General features: G+C 71.1%; 20 protein-coding genes. 4 read left to right on the forward strand and 16 right to left on the reverse strand.

The features are described 5' to 3' along the window. Positions 1–386: 386 nt before the first annotated feature. Positions 387–1,670, reverse strand: a complete 1,284-nt coding sequence (locus tag C4T78_RS02255; RefSeq protein WP_235863083.1) for a glycosyltransferase family 87 protein — start codon at positions 1,668–1,670, stop codon at positions 387–389. A 168-nt stretch (positions 1,671–1,838) separates the two neighbouring features. Further along, positions 1,839–2,330: a MarR family winged helix-turn-helix transcriptional regulator gene (locus C4T78_RS02260; RefSeq protein WP_235863082.1), complete on the reverse strand. Its 492-nt coding sequence runs from the start codon at positions 2,328–2,330 to the stop codon at positions 1,839–1,841. 44 nt (positions 2,331–2,374) lie between these two features. Between C4T78_RS02260 and C4T78_RS02265 the strand changes: the two genes are divergently transcribed. Then, on the forward strand, positions 2,375–3,973 hold the full coding sequence (locus tag C4T78_RS02265) for an FUSC family protein (protein WP_093347777.1): 1,599 nt from the start codon (positions 2,375–2,377) through the stop codon (positions 3,971–3,973). Between the two features lie 288 nt (positions 3,974–4,261). Here the strand turns inward: C4T78_RS02265 and C4T78_RS02270 are convergent, their stop codons facing one another. From C4T78_RS02270 to C4T78_RS02295, 6 genes are all read right to left on the reverse strand, one after another. Continuing rightward, positions 4,262–5,167 (reverse strand): DUF6895 family protein, encoded by a 906-nt coding sequence (locus C4T78_RS02270; RefSeq protein ID WP_235863081.1) that lies wholly within the window; start codon positions 5,165–5,167, stop codon positions 4,262–4,264. A 26-nt stretch (positions 5,168–5,193) separates the two neighbouring features. Next, positions 5,194–6,114 carry a DUF6895 family protein gene (locus C4T78_RS02275; RefSeq protein ID WP_093347773.1) on the reverse strand — a complete coding sequence of 307 codons (921 nt, stop codon included), beginning with the start codon at positions 6,112–6,114 and terminating at the stop codon, positions 5,194–5,196. Then, on the reverse strand, positions 6,111–6,806 hold the full coding sequence (locus tag C4T78_RS02280) for a hypothetical protein (RefSeq protein ID WP_218161468.1): 696 nt from the start codon (positions 6,804–6,806) through the stop codon (positions 6,111–6,113). The genes C4T78_RS02275 and C4T78_RS02280 overlap by 4 nt, the downstream gene beginning before the upstream one ends. Positions 6,807–6,809: 3 nt before the next feature. Beyond that, positions 6,810–6,995 (reverse strand): hypothetical protein, encoded by a 186-nt coding sequence (locus tag C4T78_RS02285; RefSeq protein WP_093347766.1) that lies wholly within the window; start codon positions 6,993–6,995, stop codon positions 6,810–6,812. 470 nt (positions 6,996–7,465) lie between these two features. Next, positions 7,466–7,897: a nitroreductase family deazaflavin-dependent oxidoreductase gene (locus C4T78_RS02290; RefSeq protein ID WP_093348585.1), complete on the reverse strand. Its 432-nt coding sequence runs from the start codon at positions 7,895–7,897 to the stop codon at positions 7,466–7,468. Between the two features lie 113 nt (positions 7,898–8,010). Next, positions 8,011–8,610, reverse strand: a complete 600-nt coding sequence (locus tag C4T78_RS02295; protein WP_093347764.1) for a TetR/AcrR family transcriptional regulator — start codon at positions 8,608–8,610, stop codon at positions 8,011–8,013. Between the two features lie 175 nt (positions 8,611–8,785). On the opposite strand from C4T78_RS02295, the gene C4T78_RS02300 reads away from it, so the two are divergent. After that, positions 8,786–9,535, forward strand: a complete 750-nt coding sequence (locus C4T78_RS02300) for an SDR family oxidoreductase (protein ID WP_093347761.1) — start codon at positions 8,786–8,788, stop codon at positions 9,533–9,535. Positions 9,536–9,543: 8 nt separating this feature from the next. Here C4T78_RS02300 and C4T78_RS02305 read toward each other — a convergent pair whose 3' ends face one another. From C4T78_RS02305 to C4T78_RS02330, 6 genes are all read right to left on the reverse strand, one after another. Continuing rightward, on the reverse strand, positions 9,544–10,023 hold the full coding sequence (locus C4T78_RS02305; RefSeq protein ID WP_093347760.1) for a cupin domain-containing protein: 480 nt from the start codon (positions 10,021–10,023) through the stop codon (positions 9,544–9,546). Beyond that, positions 10,020–11,057, reverse strand: a complete 1,038-nt coding sequence (locus C4T78_RS02310) for an Rrf2 family transcriptional regulator (RefSeq protein WP_093347759.1) — start codon at positions 11,055–11,057, stop codon at positions 10,020–10,022. Before C4T78_RS02310 ends, C4T78_RS02305 begins: the two co-directional genes overlap by 4 nt. Positions 11,058–11,064: 7 nt before the next feature. Continuing rightward, the gene (locus C4T78_RS02315) at positions 11,065–12,030 is read right to left on the reverse strand and encodes an ABC transporter substrate-binding protein (RefSeq protein WP_093348583.1); all 966 of its coding nucleotides are present in this window, start codon (positions 12,028–12,030) and stop codon (positions 11,065–11,067) included. 147 nt (positions 12,031–12,177) lie between these two features. Then, entirely contained in the window at positions 12,178–13,278 is a 1,101-nt protein-coding gene (locus C4T78_RS02320; RefSeq protein ID WP_093347758.1) for an LLM class flavin-dependent oxidoreductase, read from the reverse strand. Continuing rightward, entirely contained in the window at positions 13,275–14,006 is a 732-nt protein-coding gene (locus C4T78_RS02325; protein WP_093347757.1) for an ABC transporter ATP-binding protein, read from the reverse strand. The genes C4T78_RS02320 and C4T78_RS02325 overlap by 4 nt, the downstream gene beginning before the upstream one ends. Further along, positions 13,979–14,824, reverse strand: a complete 846-nt coding sequence (locus C4T78_RS02330; protein ID WP_093347756.1) for an ABC transporter permease — start codon at positions 14,822–14,824, stop codon at positions 13,979–13,981. The genes C4T78_RS02325 and C4T78_RS02330 overlap by 28 nt, the downstream gene beginning before the upstream one ends. 333 nt (positions 14,825–15,157) lie before the next feature. Here C4T78_RS02330 and C4T78_RS02335 point away from each other — a divergent pair, with 333 nt between their 5' ends. Further along, entirely contained in the window at positions 15,158–15,808 is a 651-nt protein-coding gene (locus C4T78_RS02335; RefSeq protein ID WP_093347753.1) for a 4'-phosphopantetheinyl transferase family protein, read from the forward strand. A 27-nt stretch (positions 15,809–15,835) separates the two neighbouring features. On the opposite strand, the gene C4T78_RS02340 is transcribed toward C4T78_RS02335, so the two are convergent. Together C4T78_RS02340 and C4T78_RS02345 are read right to left on the reverse strand one after the other, a co-directional pair. Beyond that, a complete protein-coding gene (locus C4T78_RS02340; protein WP_093347751.1) occupies positions 15,836–16,153 on the reverse strand; it encodes a winged helix-turn-helix domain-containing protein in 318 nt (105 codons plus the stop codon). Further along, positions 16,150–16,578: a hypothetical protein gene (locus C4T78_RS02345; protein ID WP_093347748.1), complete on the reverse strand. Its 429-nt coding sequence runs from the start codon at positions 16,576–16,578 to the stop codon at positions 16,150–16,152. The genes C4T78_RS02340 and C4T78_RS02345 overlap by 4 nt, the downstream gene beginning before the upstream one ends. Before the next feature lie 212 nt (positions 16,579–16,790). Between C4T78_RS02345 and C4T78_RS02350 the strand changes: the two genes are divergently transcribed. Next, positions 16,791–17,255 (forward strand): MarR family winged helix-turn-helix transcriptional regulator, encoded by a 465-nt coding sequence (locus C4T78_RS02350; RefSeq protein ID WP_093347747.1) that lies wholly within the window; start codon positions 16,791–16,793, stop codon positions 17,253–17,255. Positions 17,256–17,309: the final 54 nt, after the last annotated feature.

The following is a 17,309-nucleotide window of genomic DNA, read 5'->3' on the forward strand; positions in this document are numbered from 1 at the left end:
AACCTTTGGGGGCACTGACAAAAGGATGCGCCGTTGCACTCTCGGTCAGTTTGAGGCACTCTACAGATCGAGCGCCCGGATAGCTACCGTCAAGTAACACCAAATTAAGCGAGTGTTACCCGGCTCCCAGGTGTTGGGACAGCGCTGTCGCAATCCCTGCGAGCTCGGGGAATTCTGCACCACGACACCGTCCATACGCGACTGCCGGGCGCATCGAGTGGCGTTGTTCACGATCTTCTTGCGGTGACGGCGAAGCCCTGCCGAACACCCTCGGATTCGGTTCAGAACAGGCGTTTTCGCAGCACTCGGGGCAGGAATCACCCGATCGCCAACGGGTTCCGCCTCCGGGAGCGGCCGGCTCGCGGCGGCCCCCGGAGGTCGCGGGCTCAGCGCGGCTCGGGCCGAACCCGGTCGTCCACGAGTACCGACGGGTCCTCGGGAGTACTCGCAATCGTCCGATTCCGGACGAAAAGTCCCAGCAGCGCCAGCAACAGCAGGCCCAGCAGCAGGTACGGATTGCCGAAGAAGTGCTGCACCGGCGTCCACGGAGGACCGGACGGCAACGATTTGAACACGGCCGCCAGCACGGTCACCGAGGTGAGCGCGGCGACGGCGAGCCAGCCCAGGCTGCGCAACCGAACGGAGTAGCCGAGCAGCACCAGCAGCGCCGGGGCGCACCACACCCAGTGGTCCGACCACGACGTCGGCGAGATCAGCAGCGCGAGCAGCCCGGTGGCCACCACGCCCAGCACCGGCTCGGTGCGCCGGACCGCGAAGGCCACCACGGCCACGCAAGCCAGCGAGAGCAGCACCCACAACCCGTTCTGCACCGACGGCGCGAGCTCCAAGCGGGCCAGCCCGCCCATGATCGACTGGTTGGTGTGGAAGGCCGAACCGCTCACCCCGCTCGCCGGCCCCTTGCCGAACCAGTACTCCACCGCGGCCGAGTAGTTCAGCGCGAAACCGACCAGCGTGCCGAAGGCACCGGTCAGCACGGCGACCACCGCGGCGCGGAAGTCCTTGCGGAACAGCAGGAACAGCAGGAAGGCGGCGGGTGTGAGCTTGATCGCCGCGGCGACGCCGATCAGCATGCCGCGCGGCCAGCGCGGGTTGATCGCCAGGCAGTCGACGATGACCAGGCCCATCAGCAGGATGTTGATCTGGCCGAGGCCGAAGGAGGCGTAGACCGGCTCCAGGAACAGCGTCCAGGGCAGCAGGGCCATGGCCACCGCCAGCGCGCCGCGCCGCCCGACGGCCGCCCACATGTGCCGCGTGACCAGGTACAGCGCCGCGCCGATGGCGAGCATGTCGACGAGGTAGAGCGCGGCCAGCCCGGCGACGAAAGGCAGCAGCGCGAACGGCAGCAGCGGCAGCAGCGCGAACGGCGGGTACACCCAGGGCAGCACGCGGCCGATGCTGACCGTCGGCGCGGTGTTCATGATGTCGCCGCCCGCCAGCCAGGTGTGCACGGCCCAGCGGTAGACCTGGTAGTCGATGGCCGAGCCGTCGTCCAGCCCGGCGCGCCGCATGACGAGCAGCAGGACGAAGGAGAGGGCCAGCAGCGGCACCGACGCGATCGTGATGGCGCGCGAGCGCCGCACCACGAAACCGCGCAGCCGGTCCGGGAGTTCGCCGAGGTCGAGCGCAGGATGGCCGGATTTGAACCGCACCGTGGCCAAACTGGAGTCCTCTCGATCAGGCGACCGACGTGGATCACCGGTGCGTGATCGGCCGATCACGCCGCGCTCGCCTGGTCGCGGGATGTTCTCGTTGAAGAACCGGAGAACTTTATCGCATCGAACCGTCGCCCCAGCGCACGCCTCGCCGGCAGCGCGCGGTCACCGGGCGACCCCGTCGAGCGAGCCCAGCAGCTTGGCCAGCAGCGCGCCCAGCTGCTCGCGCTCGCCGGCCTCCAGCGGCTCGAGCAGCTGCCGCTCCCGGTCGAGGTGATCCGGGAAGAGCCGGTCGATCAGCTCCCGGCCGCGTTCGGTGAGGTGCACGTCGACCTCCCGGCGATCGCGCCGGGAGGCGGTGCGGTTGATCAGCCCTTCGGCCTCCAGCCGGGCGAGCCGCTTGGTGGTGGCCGCGCCGGAGGACAACGTCTCCCTGGTGAGCTGGCTGGGCCGCAGTCCCCCGTCGGCCCGCCGCAGCGCGCTGAGCACCTCGAACTCCATCCGCGACAGACCGGTCTCGGCGAACGCCGCGGCGTCGAGCTGGTTGATCAGCGCCGCGAGCCGCCGCACCCGGCCGATCACGTCGATCGGGGACATGTCGAGATCCGGCCACTGCGCGCGCCACTGCGCGCTGATCCGTGCGACTGCGTCGTCCACCGGCGCACTCCTTCACGAGTAAATCATCTGGTAATATTTTACTAGTGAACGTTCCTGCCGACCGCGCGAAGCCCGAATCCGCCCTGACCCGCCTGCGCCGAGCGCTGCGCGTCCGCGAAGCGCTCCGGTACACGCCGACGGTCGGTGGTGTGGTGGCTCCCGCGCTGCGGGTCGGAGTGTCGTTCGGCGCCCCGATCGCGGTGCTGGTGGCGATCGGCCACCCGGATCTCGTGCCCTTCGCCGCGTTCGGCGCGTTCACGTCGCTGTACTGCCGGGTCGACACCTGGTCCCGCCGCGCACGCCTGCTCCCGCTCATCGCGCTGGGACTGGTCGTGAGCGTGGCCACGGCAACGATGATCGCCGCCGCCACCGGCAACGCGCTCATCGGGGTCCTGGTGCTCACCGCGATCGCCACGGTGGGCAAGCTGGCCTCCGACGTGCTGGATTTCGGCCCGCCCGGCGGCCTGATGTTCGTCTTCGCCGCCGGTGCCGCCGCCTACGCCGCGCACGACTGGTCGGGCGTGGGCCCGCACATCGGGATCATGGCGGCCTCCGCAGCGCTGTCGGTGGCGCTGAGCCTGCTCGGCAACCTGCTGCACCCGACCGGCCCGCACCGCGTCGCGACGGCTCGCGCGCTGGTGGCGATCGCCGATCACCTCGACTCACCGAACCCCGCCACCCGCCACCGCGCGCACCTCGCGGCGCACCGGGCGTTCGCGACCTTGCGCGGCAACAGCCGCACCATCACCGCGCTCCGCGCCCACCTGGCCGACGCCGAGCACCTGCTCCACCACCCCGCCGAAGCGGCGCACCTGCGAGAACTCGCCCGCAAGCTCCACCGCGGCCGCATCCCGCGCCCGGCCACCGCACCGCAGTTCCCGTGGAACTCCCGGCACGCCGGTGCGCCGTGGTCGGCGCGGATCTCGCCGTTCCTGCCGAACGCGGGGCGGATGCTGCTCTCGTGCCTGCTCGCCGGGCTGATCACCCTCGCGGTGGGGCTCGACCACGCCTACTGGGCGGTGGTGTCGGCCAGCGCGGTCCTGCAGTCGACCAACGCCACGGCGACCTGGCACCGCACGGTGCAGCGCATGACCGGAACGCTCGGCGGGGCGGTGCTGGCGTTCGCGATGTTCGGCTTCCAGCCGAGCCCGCTGGCCATCCTGGTGCTGGTGGTGGTCTGCCAGCTGATCGCCGAGCTGTTCGTCCAGGCCAACTACGCGCTGGGCCTGCTGTTCGTCACGCCGCTGGCCCTCGGCCTGGCCTCGCTGAGCAATCCGGCGGCGCACGACGAGCTGATCGTCGAGCGCATCGCCACGACGGTCCTGGGCGCGCTGATCGCCGCGGCGGTGAGCCTGATCCTGATCAACCGGCAGTCCGCGCGCCGGCTGAGCGCGGCCCTCACCGGATGCCGCGAAGCCCAGCGGCAGCTCCGCGAAGCGGACGAGTCCACTGTGGCCGAATCCCGGGCGCGCCTGATGCGCGCGCTCTTCGCGCTCCGCAACGCCCACGCGGTCGCCGACGGCGAACCCCGGCACCGCAACCCCCGGACCCGGGAAGTCCTCGACACCGAGCACGAGGCCTACGAGCTGCTGGCCGCAACGGTCCCGGCCCGCACCGCGAAGCAGCGATCACCTCTCACTTGACACTCGGGCGAACCACCGCGTCGAGTGATCACCGCACAAGCGGCACTGCTCCTCTTCCTGCGCCGGACCACCGCCGGATCGGACTCGCCGACGTCACCTCGAACTCCTGGACCCGGGTAGGCCTGACCCGCGGCGCGGAGAAGTCTGCCGTGATCCAACTCGGCCACCACCGGCTGTGCAGCGAAGCAGACACGGCACGCACCTGGTGGCGCAGCGCAGGCCGCCCTCGACGGCAACCACACGATCGACGCGGTCAGCACGCGCGGGTCCAGCACGTCAGCGGTGTGGTCATGGTGCCGGACCGACCAGCGCGCCCATGGCGCGCGAGGTGGCCATCACCGAAGCGAGCGCAGCGACCAGCGTCGGGTGGTGCACGAGGTCGAAAACGGCGGCGGCGTCGCCGGTGGGCATCGTTCGCTGGACGGGCATGGCGCCCTGCGGGGACTGCGCGGCGGCGTAGCGCCGCCAGATCGCGGCATCGAGCACCGGACGGGGTAGGCAGGCGTCGACGACCAGGAGTTCGCCGAGCAGGTCCCAGTGCTTCCGGGCGGCCCACTCGTCGATCCAGCTTGGCAACCACAACGCGAGGTAGTCGGCGATGTCGGTGGGCAATCGGTCCAGTTTCCCGCCCCAGTCGGTGAGGTGGTAAACCGTGTGAGTGATGTCGTAGGCCACGTGGTAGTCGACCGTCCATGGCTCAGGCCGCTGCCCCAGCCAGGTCCGCCGTGTCGCGGCGGCGACGTCGGCCTGCCCCAGTCCGACGGCGGCGGCCGAGCCGATGATCCCCAACCGCCGGTTCGGCAGCGCCTCCAAGGCGTGCCAGCTACCGGTGCCGTTGATCAGCCGGGCGTGTGCCTCGATCCCGCGGTGGCGATACCCCAGTTCGCGGAACGCGACGTAGGTTTCCAGCGGTATCGGGGACATCGGTTCGTCACGTTGCAGCCAGGCCAAGAGTTCGCCGCCGTCTAGCGCCTCCTGCCAGGCGAAGTCGAGCAGCCGCGTGACCTGCGCGGCCTGCCGGGTGCCGGCCACGCCTTCGCGCAACAGCGCACTGCCGATGACCGCCAGTTCCCCGACGGGCTTGAACCGCGGCTTGATCTCGTGCGGCGGGCTGTCGTGGTGCAGGCGGATCCGGAAGTGCTCGCGGTGCTCGGAAAGCCGGTTCAGCGCACCGGCCCCGACCCGGTGCAGCACCGCGGCGAGATCGTTGTCCACAGTGGTCATATCGAGGTCTTCTCGGGAGTCGGTGCGGCGGCTGCGCTCAGCCGCGCGGTCAGCACGGCGCTGAACGCGGTGACGAGGGTGGCGTGGTAGCAGTGCGGGAAGCTGCGCGGGCCCCCGGCGAGCTCGCTGGTCTCGGCGACGCTTCCGTCAGCGGCTTGGGCGGCCGCCAGCGCCGCCCAGTACTCCCCCGAATCCGGCGGGCGAGGCAGTGCTGAAGCCACGGCGAGCAGTTCGCCGGTCAGATCCCACTGGCCTGCGTCGACGGTGCAGGACAGCCACGCCGGAAGCCACAGGCGCAGGTATTCGCCGATCTCCGGTGGCAGCCCGGCCGAACTGGTGCACCAGTCGGTCAGATGGAAGACCGTGTGAGTGACGGCGTAGCCCTCGGGAGCGGTGAACGACCACGGTTCGGCCACGCCGCCCAGCCACGTCCGCTCTCGAACCGCCGCCGGGTCGCAGTGCGGCGGCAGACCGAGGACCTGTTCGGCGTGCAACACGGCCAGGGTCCGGGACGGCTGCTGCTCGGCGGAGCGCCAGGCCCGGGTCCGCGTGATCTGGCGCAACTGCGCGTCCAGCCCGGTGTGACGTCGACCCGCATCGGCGAACGCCGCGTACATCTCCAGCGGATACGTGGCGTGTGGCTCCCGGCGTGCCAGCGCGGCCAGCACCTCGCCCTCTCCGGTCTCGCGCCAGGCGAAGTCGAACAGCGCCCGCGCCCGCACGTGCACCGGCGAGCCAGGTGAGCTGAGTCGGGCGATCACGGTGGACAGCTGAGCCAGTTCGGCCAGTGGCCGCAGGGTGCGGTCCCGGGAGTGCTGCGGATCGGCGGGGTCGGCGGGCAACCGGAAGTGCTCCCGGTTCGCATCCAGCCAGCGCAGGGCCGCCTGCGCGATCGCGGTCAGGTCCGCGCCGTTCATCGAGCAACGCCTCGCCGCAGGATCTGCGCCGCGCGCACGTGCAACGCCACCCGCGCGTCGCCCGCGCCCATCAGCCCCACGAACTCCACACCGGCGTCGAGCCCGAGCGAGTCCGGAACACCGGCGACCGCGGCCAGCCAGCGGCCGACACCGGCCGCCTGCGGCCAATCGCGGCGGCGAACCGCGCGGACGAAACCCCGCGCCACGTCCTCCACCCTGTCGGCCACGGCAGCGGTCAGCGCTGAAGCCGGGAACCCGGCCAGCATCGCCAGCTGCGCGAGCTCGTGGGCCAACTGCGCCCACGGCCGCGCTGCCACCCAGTTCACCTCGGGCTCCCCACCCGCGCCTCGACGGTGATCACCCATCGCGTGCTGCAGCGCGGCCCGCGCACCCCAGTGCGTCCACCCGCTGCACACCGAGCCGGCCGCGGGCGGAAACGCGCGGACGGCCTCCCCCAGCAGCTCGACCCCGGAACCCGAAGGAGGGCGCCCGAGCAGGGTGCTCGGGGCGAGCAGGTCCGCCCCCAGCACCCGGCCCGCCGCCACCCACACCGGATCGCTCGCGCCGACCGGCACCGACGGGGCTGCCCCGGAGTCGGGGGCTGCGTCCTGCAGCCCGCCGACCACCACCCGGGCCAGCTCCGCCACGGCTTCAGCCAGCGCCACCGACGGGTTGTTCACGCGCTCCCCCATTTGTCAGTGCCTCGGCCGCGGCGGAGGCGGGGACAGAAAAGCACGCCCTATCCCGAGCACCAGGCTTGCGCACTCCCGGGTGTCGTTGTAGACGCCCTCGAGCTCAGGGCTGTCCAGCAACGCCTCCACAGCCGCGGCGAAATCCCCGTGCTGCGTCTCGACATTCGAGCTTTTCTCCACAATCGACATGCGATCGACTCCTCGATACGGACCGGAAAATCGCCATCCGGCAACGATTCTCAATGTCCCAGCCGTATCGCACCGCGCCACCGCAGTCACCCGCACGACCGCCGCCTCCCCCGACAGCAGCTCCGCACACCACACGAACGAACCAACCGCGCCGCGCAGCACCGGTGCGCGCGCTCGCAGGTCGTGGCGCGGGATGTTCCAGCCTGCACACCCGCTCGACCAGAGATCACCGACACGCAGAACGCTTCCTTCTCGCTTGTCCGCGAAAATGTCTCGTAATCGGCCGACGAAGCCATGCTCGGCGCAGTTCCGAGATCATCGGAGGGAACAGCGTTGGCACGAGGTCGTCGTCAGAACAACTGAGGTGCTGCGCGCGCTCAGGGCGCAGGAAGAGCAGCAGCCGCACCATCGAGGGGTGGAAAGCGGTGGAGGACGCCTTCTGCTTCGAAGGCGTCCTCCACCGCTGGGGTTCACTTGGGTTCGAGGACGAAGACCGGGATCTGCCGGTCGGTCTTCTCCTGGTACTCGGCGTAGGCCGGGTAGGCCGCGACCGCGCGCTCCCACCACTCGGCGCGTTCCGCGCCTTCGACCTCGCGTGCGACGAAGTCCTTGGTCACGGTCCCGTCCTGCAACTGGAACTCGGGGTGGGCCTTGATGTTGTAGTACCAGGTGGGATGCTCGGGAGCACCGCCCTTGGACGCCACCACCGCGTACCTGCCCTCGTGCTCCACCCGCATCACCGGGGTGTAGCGCAGCTTGCCGCTCTTCGCGCCGCGCAGCGTCATCAGCACGATCGGCGATCCCTGGATCTCGATGCCCTCGGTGGTCCCGGTCTCGAGGATTCTCTTGGTCTGCTCCTGCACCCAGCTCGTGGGGCTGAACTCCACGTCCTTGTCCGCCATGTCCACGGTCAACGCCCCTCGCTCCGCACCCATTCCTGCCGCCACCCGGTCGAGCGAACACCGGGCTTCGTCGGGCCAGCGCGCCGCGGGCGCAGAGGTTGGCCGGTTCGCGGTCAGGCCCGCAACGCGTCGACCGCGGTGTCGATCGCGGCCAGCGCCGCGGTCCGGTCGAGCCCCGCCCTCGACACGAGGGAAAGCCCTTGGACGACGTAGAGCAGCAGCTGGGCTTGGGCCTCGGGGCGGGCGCTGTCGGTGACTTCCCCGGCGGCCTGCCCGCGGCGCAGCGCGTCGGTGAGGACGTCGGTGAACCGGCGGTACGAGCGGGCGACGACTTCGGTGGCTTCGCTGTCGTGCGGCACGAGTTCGGCGGTCGTGTTGCCGACCAGGCAGCCCTGCGGGACACCCACGTCGGAGATCAGCTCGTCCAGGCGCGCGGGGTGGGTCAGGATCTCGCGGAGCGCGGGCAGCAGCGGGGTGGTGTCGAGCGCGGCGACCAGGTGCCGCTCGTAGACGTCCCAGTAGAGCCGGACGGCGTCGAGGTAGAAGCGGCGCTTGTCGCCGAACGTCCCGTAGAGGCTGCCGCGTTCGACGCCCAGCGCGTCGACCAGCTCCTGGATCGATGTCGCCCCGTAGCCCCGGGACCAGAACAGTTCGAGCGCGCGCGCCAGCACCTCGTCCTTGTCGAACTCGCGGGGGCGTCCGGTCCGTGCCACGCCTGCGACCCTACGACTTCTTGACAGCGCGTTCAAGAAGTCGGTAGCTTCGCTCACGTCACTTCTTGAACGCTTGCACAGAAGTCGTCCCGGCGCGGATGTGGCGCAGTGCAGCCGAAGGACACCCCGCGCCACCCCGTACGCGCCTTGGCGCGCCGTGAGGAGAACCAGAACCATGAGTCGTTTAGCGGGAAAGCACGCGCTGATCACCGGCGGGACGAGCGGCATCGGCTTCGCGACGGCACGGGAGTTCCTCGCCGAGGGAGCGACCGTCGCGATCACCGGTCGCTCGCGGGAAAGGCTGGACGAGGCCGCGCGCCGACTGGGCGGGCCGGTGCTGCCCGTCGTCAGCGACGCCGGTGACGTGCCCGGGCAAGCAGCGCTCGCAGCCAGACTGCAGGACGAGTGGCCGAAGCTCGACATCGTGATGAGCAACGCCGCCGACGTCACCCACCTGCCGATCGAGGCGTGGACCGAGCAGGCGTTCGACAGGCTCGTCGCCACGAACCTCAAGGCGCCGTTCTTCCTGGTCAAAGCCCTGCTGCCGCTCTTCTCGCAGCAGTCCTCGGTGATCCTCGTCGGATCGGTCTCCGCCTTCGTCGGGCACGAGAACGCGACCGTCTACGGCGCCGCCAAGGCGGGCCTGCTCTCCTACGCCCGCGGGCTGACCTACGAGTTGAAGGACCGCGGCATCCGCGTCAACGGGCTGAGCCCGGGGCCGACCGCGACCGACGCGCTCAAGCCGCTCGGCGCCGAGCGCCAAGCAGAGCTCTACGAGGAGTTCCGGCGGACCGTGCCCCTGCACCGCATCGGGACCGCCACCGAGATGGCCAAGGCAGCCGTCTACCTCGCCTCGGACGAGTCCGCCTACACCGCCGGCACCGTGCTGCGCGTCGACGGCGGCATCGGCGAACTCGCGTACTGAGGTCCGGTTCAGCCCTCCGGGTCGAGGTGGTAGAGCTCGGGGAGGTTGACCACGACCGCTTCCTGGGTGCTGCGGGCGATCACCACCACCGCCGGGTTGTCCGGGTCCGGGTTCTCCTCGCGGTGCGGGACGAAGGGCGGGACGAAGATGTAGTCGCCCGGCTCGGTCTTGATGCGGACCTCCTCGGTGCCGTCGTGGAAGACGAACTCCGGGTTGCCGCTGACCACGTGGATCGCCGTTTCCGACTCGCCGTGGTGGTGGTTGTCCGAGGCCGTCGACGGGGCCACGTGGGTCTCGCCCATCCAGATCCGCTCCGAACCGACCAGGTCACCGCTGATCGCGGCCAGCCGCCGCATGCCCTCGGTCTGCGCGGTGTTCTTGTCCAGGTCGGCGGCCCGGACGTGGTGCAGCCGGGTGCGCAGCGCGGCGCGCTGCTCCTCGGGCACCGGCGTGGACAGGTCCGGGTGGAAAGCGTCGTGCTGGGTCATCTGCGTCCTTCCTCGTTCACCGGGCCCGCGACCACCGGCACCTGGCCGAGGAAGTCGGCGACCCGCCGGTCCAGTTCGCGCCACACGCCGGCATCGGGTGAACCGCTGTGCACCGAGGTAACCCCACCGCCCACCGCGCGCACAACCTCCCCGATCGTGATCTGCTCCGCTCCCCTGGCCAGCCAGTACCCGCCGTCGCAGCCGCGCCGGCTGCTGACCAGGCCCGCTCGACGCAGCTCGATCATCAGGTTGACCAGCGAGTTCAGCGGTATCCGCTGCTCGCGCGCGATGACGGCGCACTTGACCGGGCCGGCGCGCCCGGCCAGCTCGCGCAACGCGCGCAGGGAGTAGTCCACCCGGGCCGATACCTGCACCGGAGCGGACCGGCGCGGCTTGTGCACCTCCGGCAGCAGCACGGCGCCCTTGGCGATCTCCTCGCAGAACAGGACGATCCGGGCGGCGGCGCTGCGGTGGTGCTGGTCGTTGAGGACGTCGTGCACGCCCTCCTCGAACACCGCCAGCGAGCTCTGCGGGAGGAGAGCGGCGAGCGCGGCCACCGGAGCGACCGGCGCGATGGCGTCGGCGTTGCCGTGCAGCAGCAGGGTCGGCACCTCGGGCAGGTGCTCCGGTGGCTCGGGCACGACATCGGTCAGCTGCCCCCACCGGAAACCGGGGTCGTTCCGCAGCAGTTCGCGGTGCACCGGGCAGGACGTGCGCAGTCCGATCTCCTCGGCGCGGTCGGCGGGCGGCCGCCCCGCGGCCAGCGGCGTGCCCACCAGGATCAAGCCGTCCGGTTCGGCGTGCGGTGCGAGCTGCCAGGCGCGCAGGGCGCCGGTGTCGGTGCCTGCCAGGAACCGCGCCGCTCCCGGCTCGAACCAGTCCGCCGGATCGCTGTCGGGATCCGGCAGCACCACCGCGTAGCCGTCGGCGGCGAGGCGGCGGCCGAACCGCTCGTAGAGGGCGGGTGTCTCGCCCCTGCCCGCAAGCACCGCGATGGTGCCGCGGATCGCCCCGGTCGGGTACCACCTGCTCATCGTCACCTCACCCCGCCCGGTACAGGTCGCGCTCGCACGCCGCGGCCACGTCGACCGGCTCGCGGAGCACGCCCGCCGCCAGGTAGCGGTCCGCGACGGCTTGCAGCGCTCCGACGACGTCGTCGCCCAGCGGCCGGACCTCCTGCTTGGTCCGGGTGAGGATCTGCCGCGCGACCGGCGGGTCCAGCGACGTCAGCTTCTCGTAGACGCGCTGGTACTCCGCGGGGTTCTCGTCGCTCCACCGCCACGCCGCCTCGAAACGGCGCAGCGCGTCGGCCAGCGCTTCGCGCTTGAGCGGGTCCGCGGCCGCAGCGGCCGACACGGACAGGATGCCGTTGCGGCCGTTGATGCCCTCCCCGTCGCGGAGCACGCGCGCTCCCGCGTGCTCGGCGATCGCCAGGTACGGGTCGAAGGTGGCCCAGGCGTCGATGTGCCCGGCGCTGAACCCGGCCTGCGCATCGGTGGGCAGGCTGAACGTCAGCTGCACGTCCTGCGGGGTGAGCCCGGCCTCCTCCAACGCGCCCAGCGCGGTGTAGTGCGAGACGGCGCCCGGTGCCGTGGACACCACGAGGTGCTTGCCGCGCAGGTCCGCCACGGTGCGGATCGGCGATCCCGGCGGCACGATGATCGCCGTGGAACTCGGCGATGCCGCTGTCGCCAGCGCCGGTCGCGCCGGAACGCCGCCCGCGATCGCCTGCACGGTGGGCGCGTCGGCGGCGGTGGCGGTGTCCACGTCGCCGGAGCGCATGGCCTCGAAGAGCGGTGCCGCGCCTTGGAAGTTGGCCCACTTGATGCGGTAGGGCGCGTCGTCGAAGGCTCCCGAGGCCTCCACCCTGGCCCGCAGGCCGCCCGCCTGATCGCCCAGCACGAGCGTGACATCGGACAACGAGCCGGCTGAGTCCTCCTTGGCGCATCCGGTCGCCGCCAGCAGCGCGGCGGTCAACACCGCGAGCAGAGCTCTGATCGTTCGCATCACACCTGCCTCCAGTCCCCGCAGACCAGGTACCGCAGTCGCGGCAGTCACCCGGTGCGTGCCCGGGACCGCGAATTCAATGGAAATTGGACGTCTGATTTCAATGGAAATCGCTGATTCTCGGCGGGAGTCCGCCGCGCGGTCCGGCTAGGCAGCTTCGCGGCGGGAGAGCTCCTGGCGCACCAGCGGGATCAGCTCGCGCCCGTAGTCCACCGCGTCCTCGAACGGGTCGTAGCCGCGGATCAGCAGTGTCGTGACGCCGATGTCGACGTAGTCGAGCAGCGCCGCCGCAACGGTTTCCGGCGTGCCCACCAGCGCGGTGGAGTTGCCCGCCGCGTTCGTCGCCGCCGCCGTCGGCGTCCACAGTGCACGGTCGTGCCGCTCCCCCGCCGCCGCTGCCGCCAGCAGTCGCTGCGAGCCGACGTTGGCCACCTGCTGGCCGGGGTGGAGGGTCTTCGGGCCGGTGAACGACGCGAGCCCACCGCGCGCGGCCCTGATCCGGTCCAGCACGCGGTGCGCGCGGTCCCACGCCTGTTCCTCGGTGGCGCCGAGGATCGGCCGGAACGACACGCTGATCCGCGGCGGCTCGGTGCGCCCCGCCGCCTCGGCCGCCGCCCGGACCGCGGCGATCTGCTCGGCGGTCTGCGCCAGCGGCTCGCCCCACAGCGCGAACACGTCGGCGTGCTTGCCGCCCACCCGGTGGGCTGCCTCCGACGATCCGCCGAAGTAGAGCGGAATCCTCGGCTGCTGCACCGGTTTCACGGTGGCGTTGTAGTCCTCGAAGCGGTAGTGCGCCCCGTCGTGGCCGACCGGGCCTTCCGCCGTCCACACCCGGTGCAGGATCTCCAGGTACTCGTCGGTGCGCGCGTAGCGCTGCTCCTTGGACAGGTAGTCGCCGTCGCGCCGCTGGTCGGCGTCGTCTCCACCGGTGATGATGTGCACCGCGATGCGGCCGCCGGTGAGCTGGTCGGCGGTGGCGAAGGTGCGCGCGGCCAGGGTCGGCGCCACGAAACCGGGGCGGTGCGCGATGAGGAAGCCCAGCCGCTCGGTGTGCGCCGCGGCGTGCGCGGCCAGCTGGGTGCTCTCCGGGCTGCTCGACCCGTAGCCGATCAGCACCCGGTCGAACCCGGCGTCCTCGTGGGCCCGGGCGAACTCGCGCAGGAACGCCGGGTCGACCGGTGGCCCGGCCGCCGCGTGGATCTCCGAGACGTGCTGCGCCCCGATCATCCCGATGAACTCCACCGTCATCGTGCGCTCCCCTCACCGACGCCGAGCCAGGACAGCAGTTCCGCGCGAAGCGCCAGGAACGCCGGATCGCTCACGTCCCGCGGGCGCTCCAGGTCCAGCACCTGGTCGAAGCCGATGCACCCGTCGCGCATCACCAGTACGCGGTCGGCCAGCAGGAGCGCCTCCTCGACGTCGTGCGTGACCAGCAGGATCGCGCAGCCGTGCCGCTGCCAGAGCTCGCCGACGAGCTGCTGGGCCTTGATCCGGGTGAGCGCGTCGAGCGCCGAGAAGGGCTCGTCGAGCAGCAGCAGATCCGGCTCCCGCACCAGGGCGCGCGCCAGCGACGCGCGCTGCGCCTCACCACCGGAGAGCACCTTCGGCCACACCTCGACCCGGTGTTCCAGGCCGACCTCCGCCAGCGCCGCGACGGCCCGCTCCTTGTCCGGGCGACCGGGCAGGCCGAGGACCACGTTGCGCCACACGCGCTTCCACGGCATCAGCCGCGGCGTCTGGAAGGCCACCGCGCGCCGCACCGCCACCTCGACGTCGCCGCTGACCTCGCGGTCGAGGTCTGCCAGGATGCGCAGCAGCGTGCTCTTGCCGCACCCGCTGGGCCCCAGCAGCGCCACGAACTGGCCGGGCTCGATCTCCAGGTCCAGTCCGCCGAGCACCGTGCGGTCGCCGAACTTCCTGGTCAGGCCGCGCACCGCGGCCGGTTTCACTACGCTCCCCGAAACGCCGGTCGCCATGCCAGCACGATCCTCTCCAGAAGTCGGACGATGAAGTCGGCGACGAGGCCGAGCAGTGCGTAGAGCACGAGGCAGACCACGATCACGTCGGTCTGGAAGAACTCCCGGGCCATGTTCATCTCGTAGCCGATGCCCGCGGTGGCGTTGATGGTCTCGCCGAACACCAGCGCCAGCCACGCCGAACCGAGCGAGTAGCGCAGCCCGACCAGGGCGTTGGGCATCGCCGCGGGCAGGATGACGTGCCGGATCTGGGCGAACCAGCCCAGGCCGAGCGTCTTGGCGGCCTCGACCAGCGCGGCGTCGACGTTGCGGATCCCGCCGTAGATGTTCATGTAGAGCGGGAAGGTCACGGCCAGCGCGATCAGCACGATCTTGGGCTGCTCGCCGATGCCGAACCAGATGATCAGCAGCGGGATCAGGCCGATCACCGGCACCGTGCGCAGCATCTGCATCGGCGCGTCGATGATGTCCTCACCGCGCCGGAACAGCCCGGACAGCGTGGCCAGCACCACGGCGGCGAGCACGCCGATCGCCAGGCCAGCGCCGACCCGCTGCATCGAAGCGGCGATCGCCTCCTGCAACCGGCCTTCGGCCCACATCTCGCCCGCGGTGCTCAGCACCGTCGCGGGCGAGGCCAGGGTGTCGTCGCTGAGCACGCCGGAGCTGCTCAGCGCCTGCCAGAGCACCACCAGGGCGATCGGGCTGGCGAGTTTGAAAAGCCAACGGGGAACACGGCTCTCGCGCCGTGCCGTGCGGGTCTGCACGGTCGTGACGGCGATCGGGTCCCGGCTGGGTGCGAGTTCGGTGGACGTGGTCATCGGCACTCTCCGCAGGGCATGAGGGCATGGCGCGGCCGGTGGTGGGCCGCGCGGGCGACGCGCACGTCGGCACGCGCGCGCGGGATGGGAGAAGGTGACCGCGCGGCGATCGCGCGCGGAGGAGATCACTACCGGCGACAGAGGGCTGAGGACACGCGCACGAAGTCGACGTAACCTCGTGTCGTCAGGGACACCGTCCGGATCATGCCGCTGACCGTAACCGGGTGCCAGCGGGCGTGTAAACCAACTCCACAGATTGGGAATGCCGATGTGGCACGTGCGCCCCGAGGCCGCTGACCTCGACGTTCGGGCGATGGCGGCGGGTGGTCGAGCGTGATCGAACGACTGCTGCCCGCCGAGGTCAGCTGCGTGGAGACGGTCACCGATCCGCCCGGGGCGGACCTGTTCCCGGAGGAGGAGGCGGTCATCGCGCGCGCGGTGGGCAAGCGCCGCCGGGAGTTCACCACCGCCCGCTGGTGCGCGCGCCAGGCGCTGGGCCGCATCGGCATCGCGCCGGTGCCGGTGCTGCCCGGTGAGCGCGGAGCCCCGCAGTGGCCGGCCGGGATCGTCGGCAGCATCACGCACTGCGCGGGCTACCGGGCCGCGGTCGTCGCCCACCAGGAGAAGGTGCAGTCGCTCGGCATCGACGCCGAACCGCACGAAGCGCTCCCCGACGGCGTGCTCGACGCGGTGTCGCTGCCGGACGAGCGCACCCACCTGACCGAGCTGTCCGCGGCGGACCCGGCACGCCACTGGGACCGGATCCTGTTCAGCTGCAAGGAAACGGTCTACAAGACCTGGTACCCGATCACCGGCGAGTGGCTGGGCTTCGAGGACGCCCGCCTGCGCCTGGACCCCGGCGGCACCTTCACCGCTGAGCCGCTCAAGCCGGGAGCGGACCGCACCGGCTCGCCGCTGACGAGCTTCGCCGGCCGCTGGCTGGTCGAGAACTCCCTGATCATCACCGCCATCGCCCACCTCTGACCCGGGTGGCGGACAACTGCGCCCCGCTCAGGATTCAGCTGGCGGCTGGGGCGGCTCGGTCGCGATCCGGTTGAGCACCGCGAGGTGGTGGGTGAAGGCCCTCCTGCCGGTTTCGGTCAGGGCGAGCCAGGTCTTCGCGCGGCGGCCCGCCCTGCCCTTGGTGACCTTGACGTAGCCGACCTGTTCCAGTGCCGCCACGTGCTGCGAGAGCGCCGAGTCGCTGACCTCGACGGTGTCGCGGATGAACCGGAACTCCGCCTGCTCCACGCCGCTGAGCGCCGCCACCACGGAGAAGCGCACCGGGGAGTGGATGACCGGGTCGAGCTCGCGCCGCGGGTGGTTCATCGGAGCATCCTGCTCACCGCTGCCGCGATGAAGAACGGGACCGACAGGCCGAGAGCGGCCATCGCCCACGGCAGCAGCTCGGTGCCGAACTGCCACCGCACCAGCGGGCCGACCAGGAGCAGGTAGGCGCCGAACCACACCGCGATCGCCGCTATCAGGCAGGAGCCCGCCTTGATGGGCAAGGCCGTGCGCCGCGCAGCCCACCACGAACCGAGCACCAGGCACGCCGACCACGCGCCGATGACCAGATAGCGGGCGAACCCCTCCGCGAACACGGTCTCGACGAGGGTGATCTCGGCGGCGGAAACGAGGCCGAGCACCACCAGGTACCAGCTGTACCACCGCCCGGCCAGTGCGGTGCGGGCGCGCAACGCCTCGGCCTTCGCGAGGTTCTCAGCAGCGGTTCCGGCGACTCCGTCGGTCATGATCCGTCCTCTCGCGTCCAGACGAGGATCACTTTAGGGCTTCTAAAGTGCTTGGCACCCACTAAAGCACAGGAGAGGGGCGTAGGTCACACATGCGCAAGGCCTCTTGCCAGAAAGATGGCAACAACCGTCATTCTTTCTGGCAAGAGACTTCCGTTCGAACGTTTCAGGAGTAGACTGTCTGCAGCAACACCCGTCACCGAGGAGCAGCAGTGAGCAGCACCCGCCCGGACCCGCGCACCGACGACGACGAGATCATCACCTGGTGGGGCCTGGTCATCGAGGGCTACCACGTCACCCAGGGCAAGCTGACCGCCGCGATCGCCGAGGAGTTCGAGCTCGCCCCGGCATCCTTCGACATCCTGCTGCGCCTGGTGCGCTCCCCCGAGCACCGGATGCCGATGACCAAGCTCGCGCACGAGGCCGCGCTCAGCAGCGGCGGCTTCACCAAGGTCGCCGACCGGATGGCCAAGGCCGGCCTGATCCGCCGCGAGCCGTGCGAGACCGACCGCCGCGTCACCTACGCGGTGCTCACCGAGCACGGCCTGGACATCGCCCAGCGCTCCCGCAAGACCGCCGCCGAGGTGCTGCGCAAGCACGTGCTGGCGCCGCTGGGCGAAGCCGACTCGGCCGCCCTCGCTGAAGCGATGCGCACGCTGCGCCAAGCCAACAGCTGACGCCCCCCACGACCGCCCCCGGAGGAGCCCTTCCTCCGGGGGCGGTTCGTCGTC

It is taken from the genome of Saccharopolyspora kobensis (assembly GCF_900108315.1).
GTDB lineage: Bacteria > Actinomycetota > Actinomycetes > Mycobacteriales > Pseudonocardiaceae > Saccharopolyspora > Saccharopolyspora kobensis.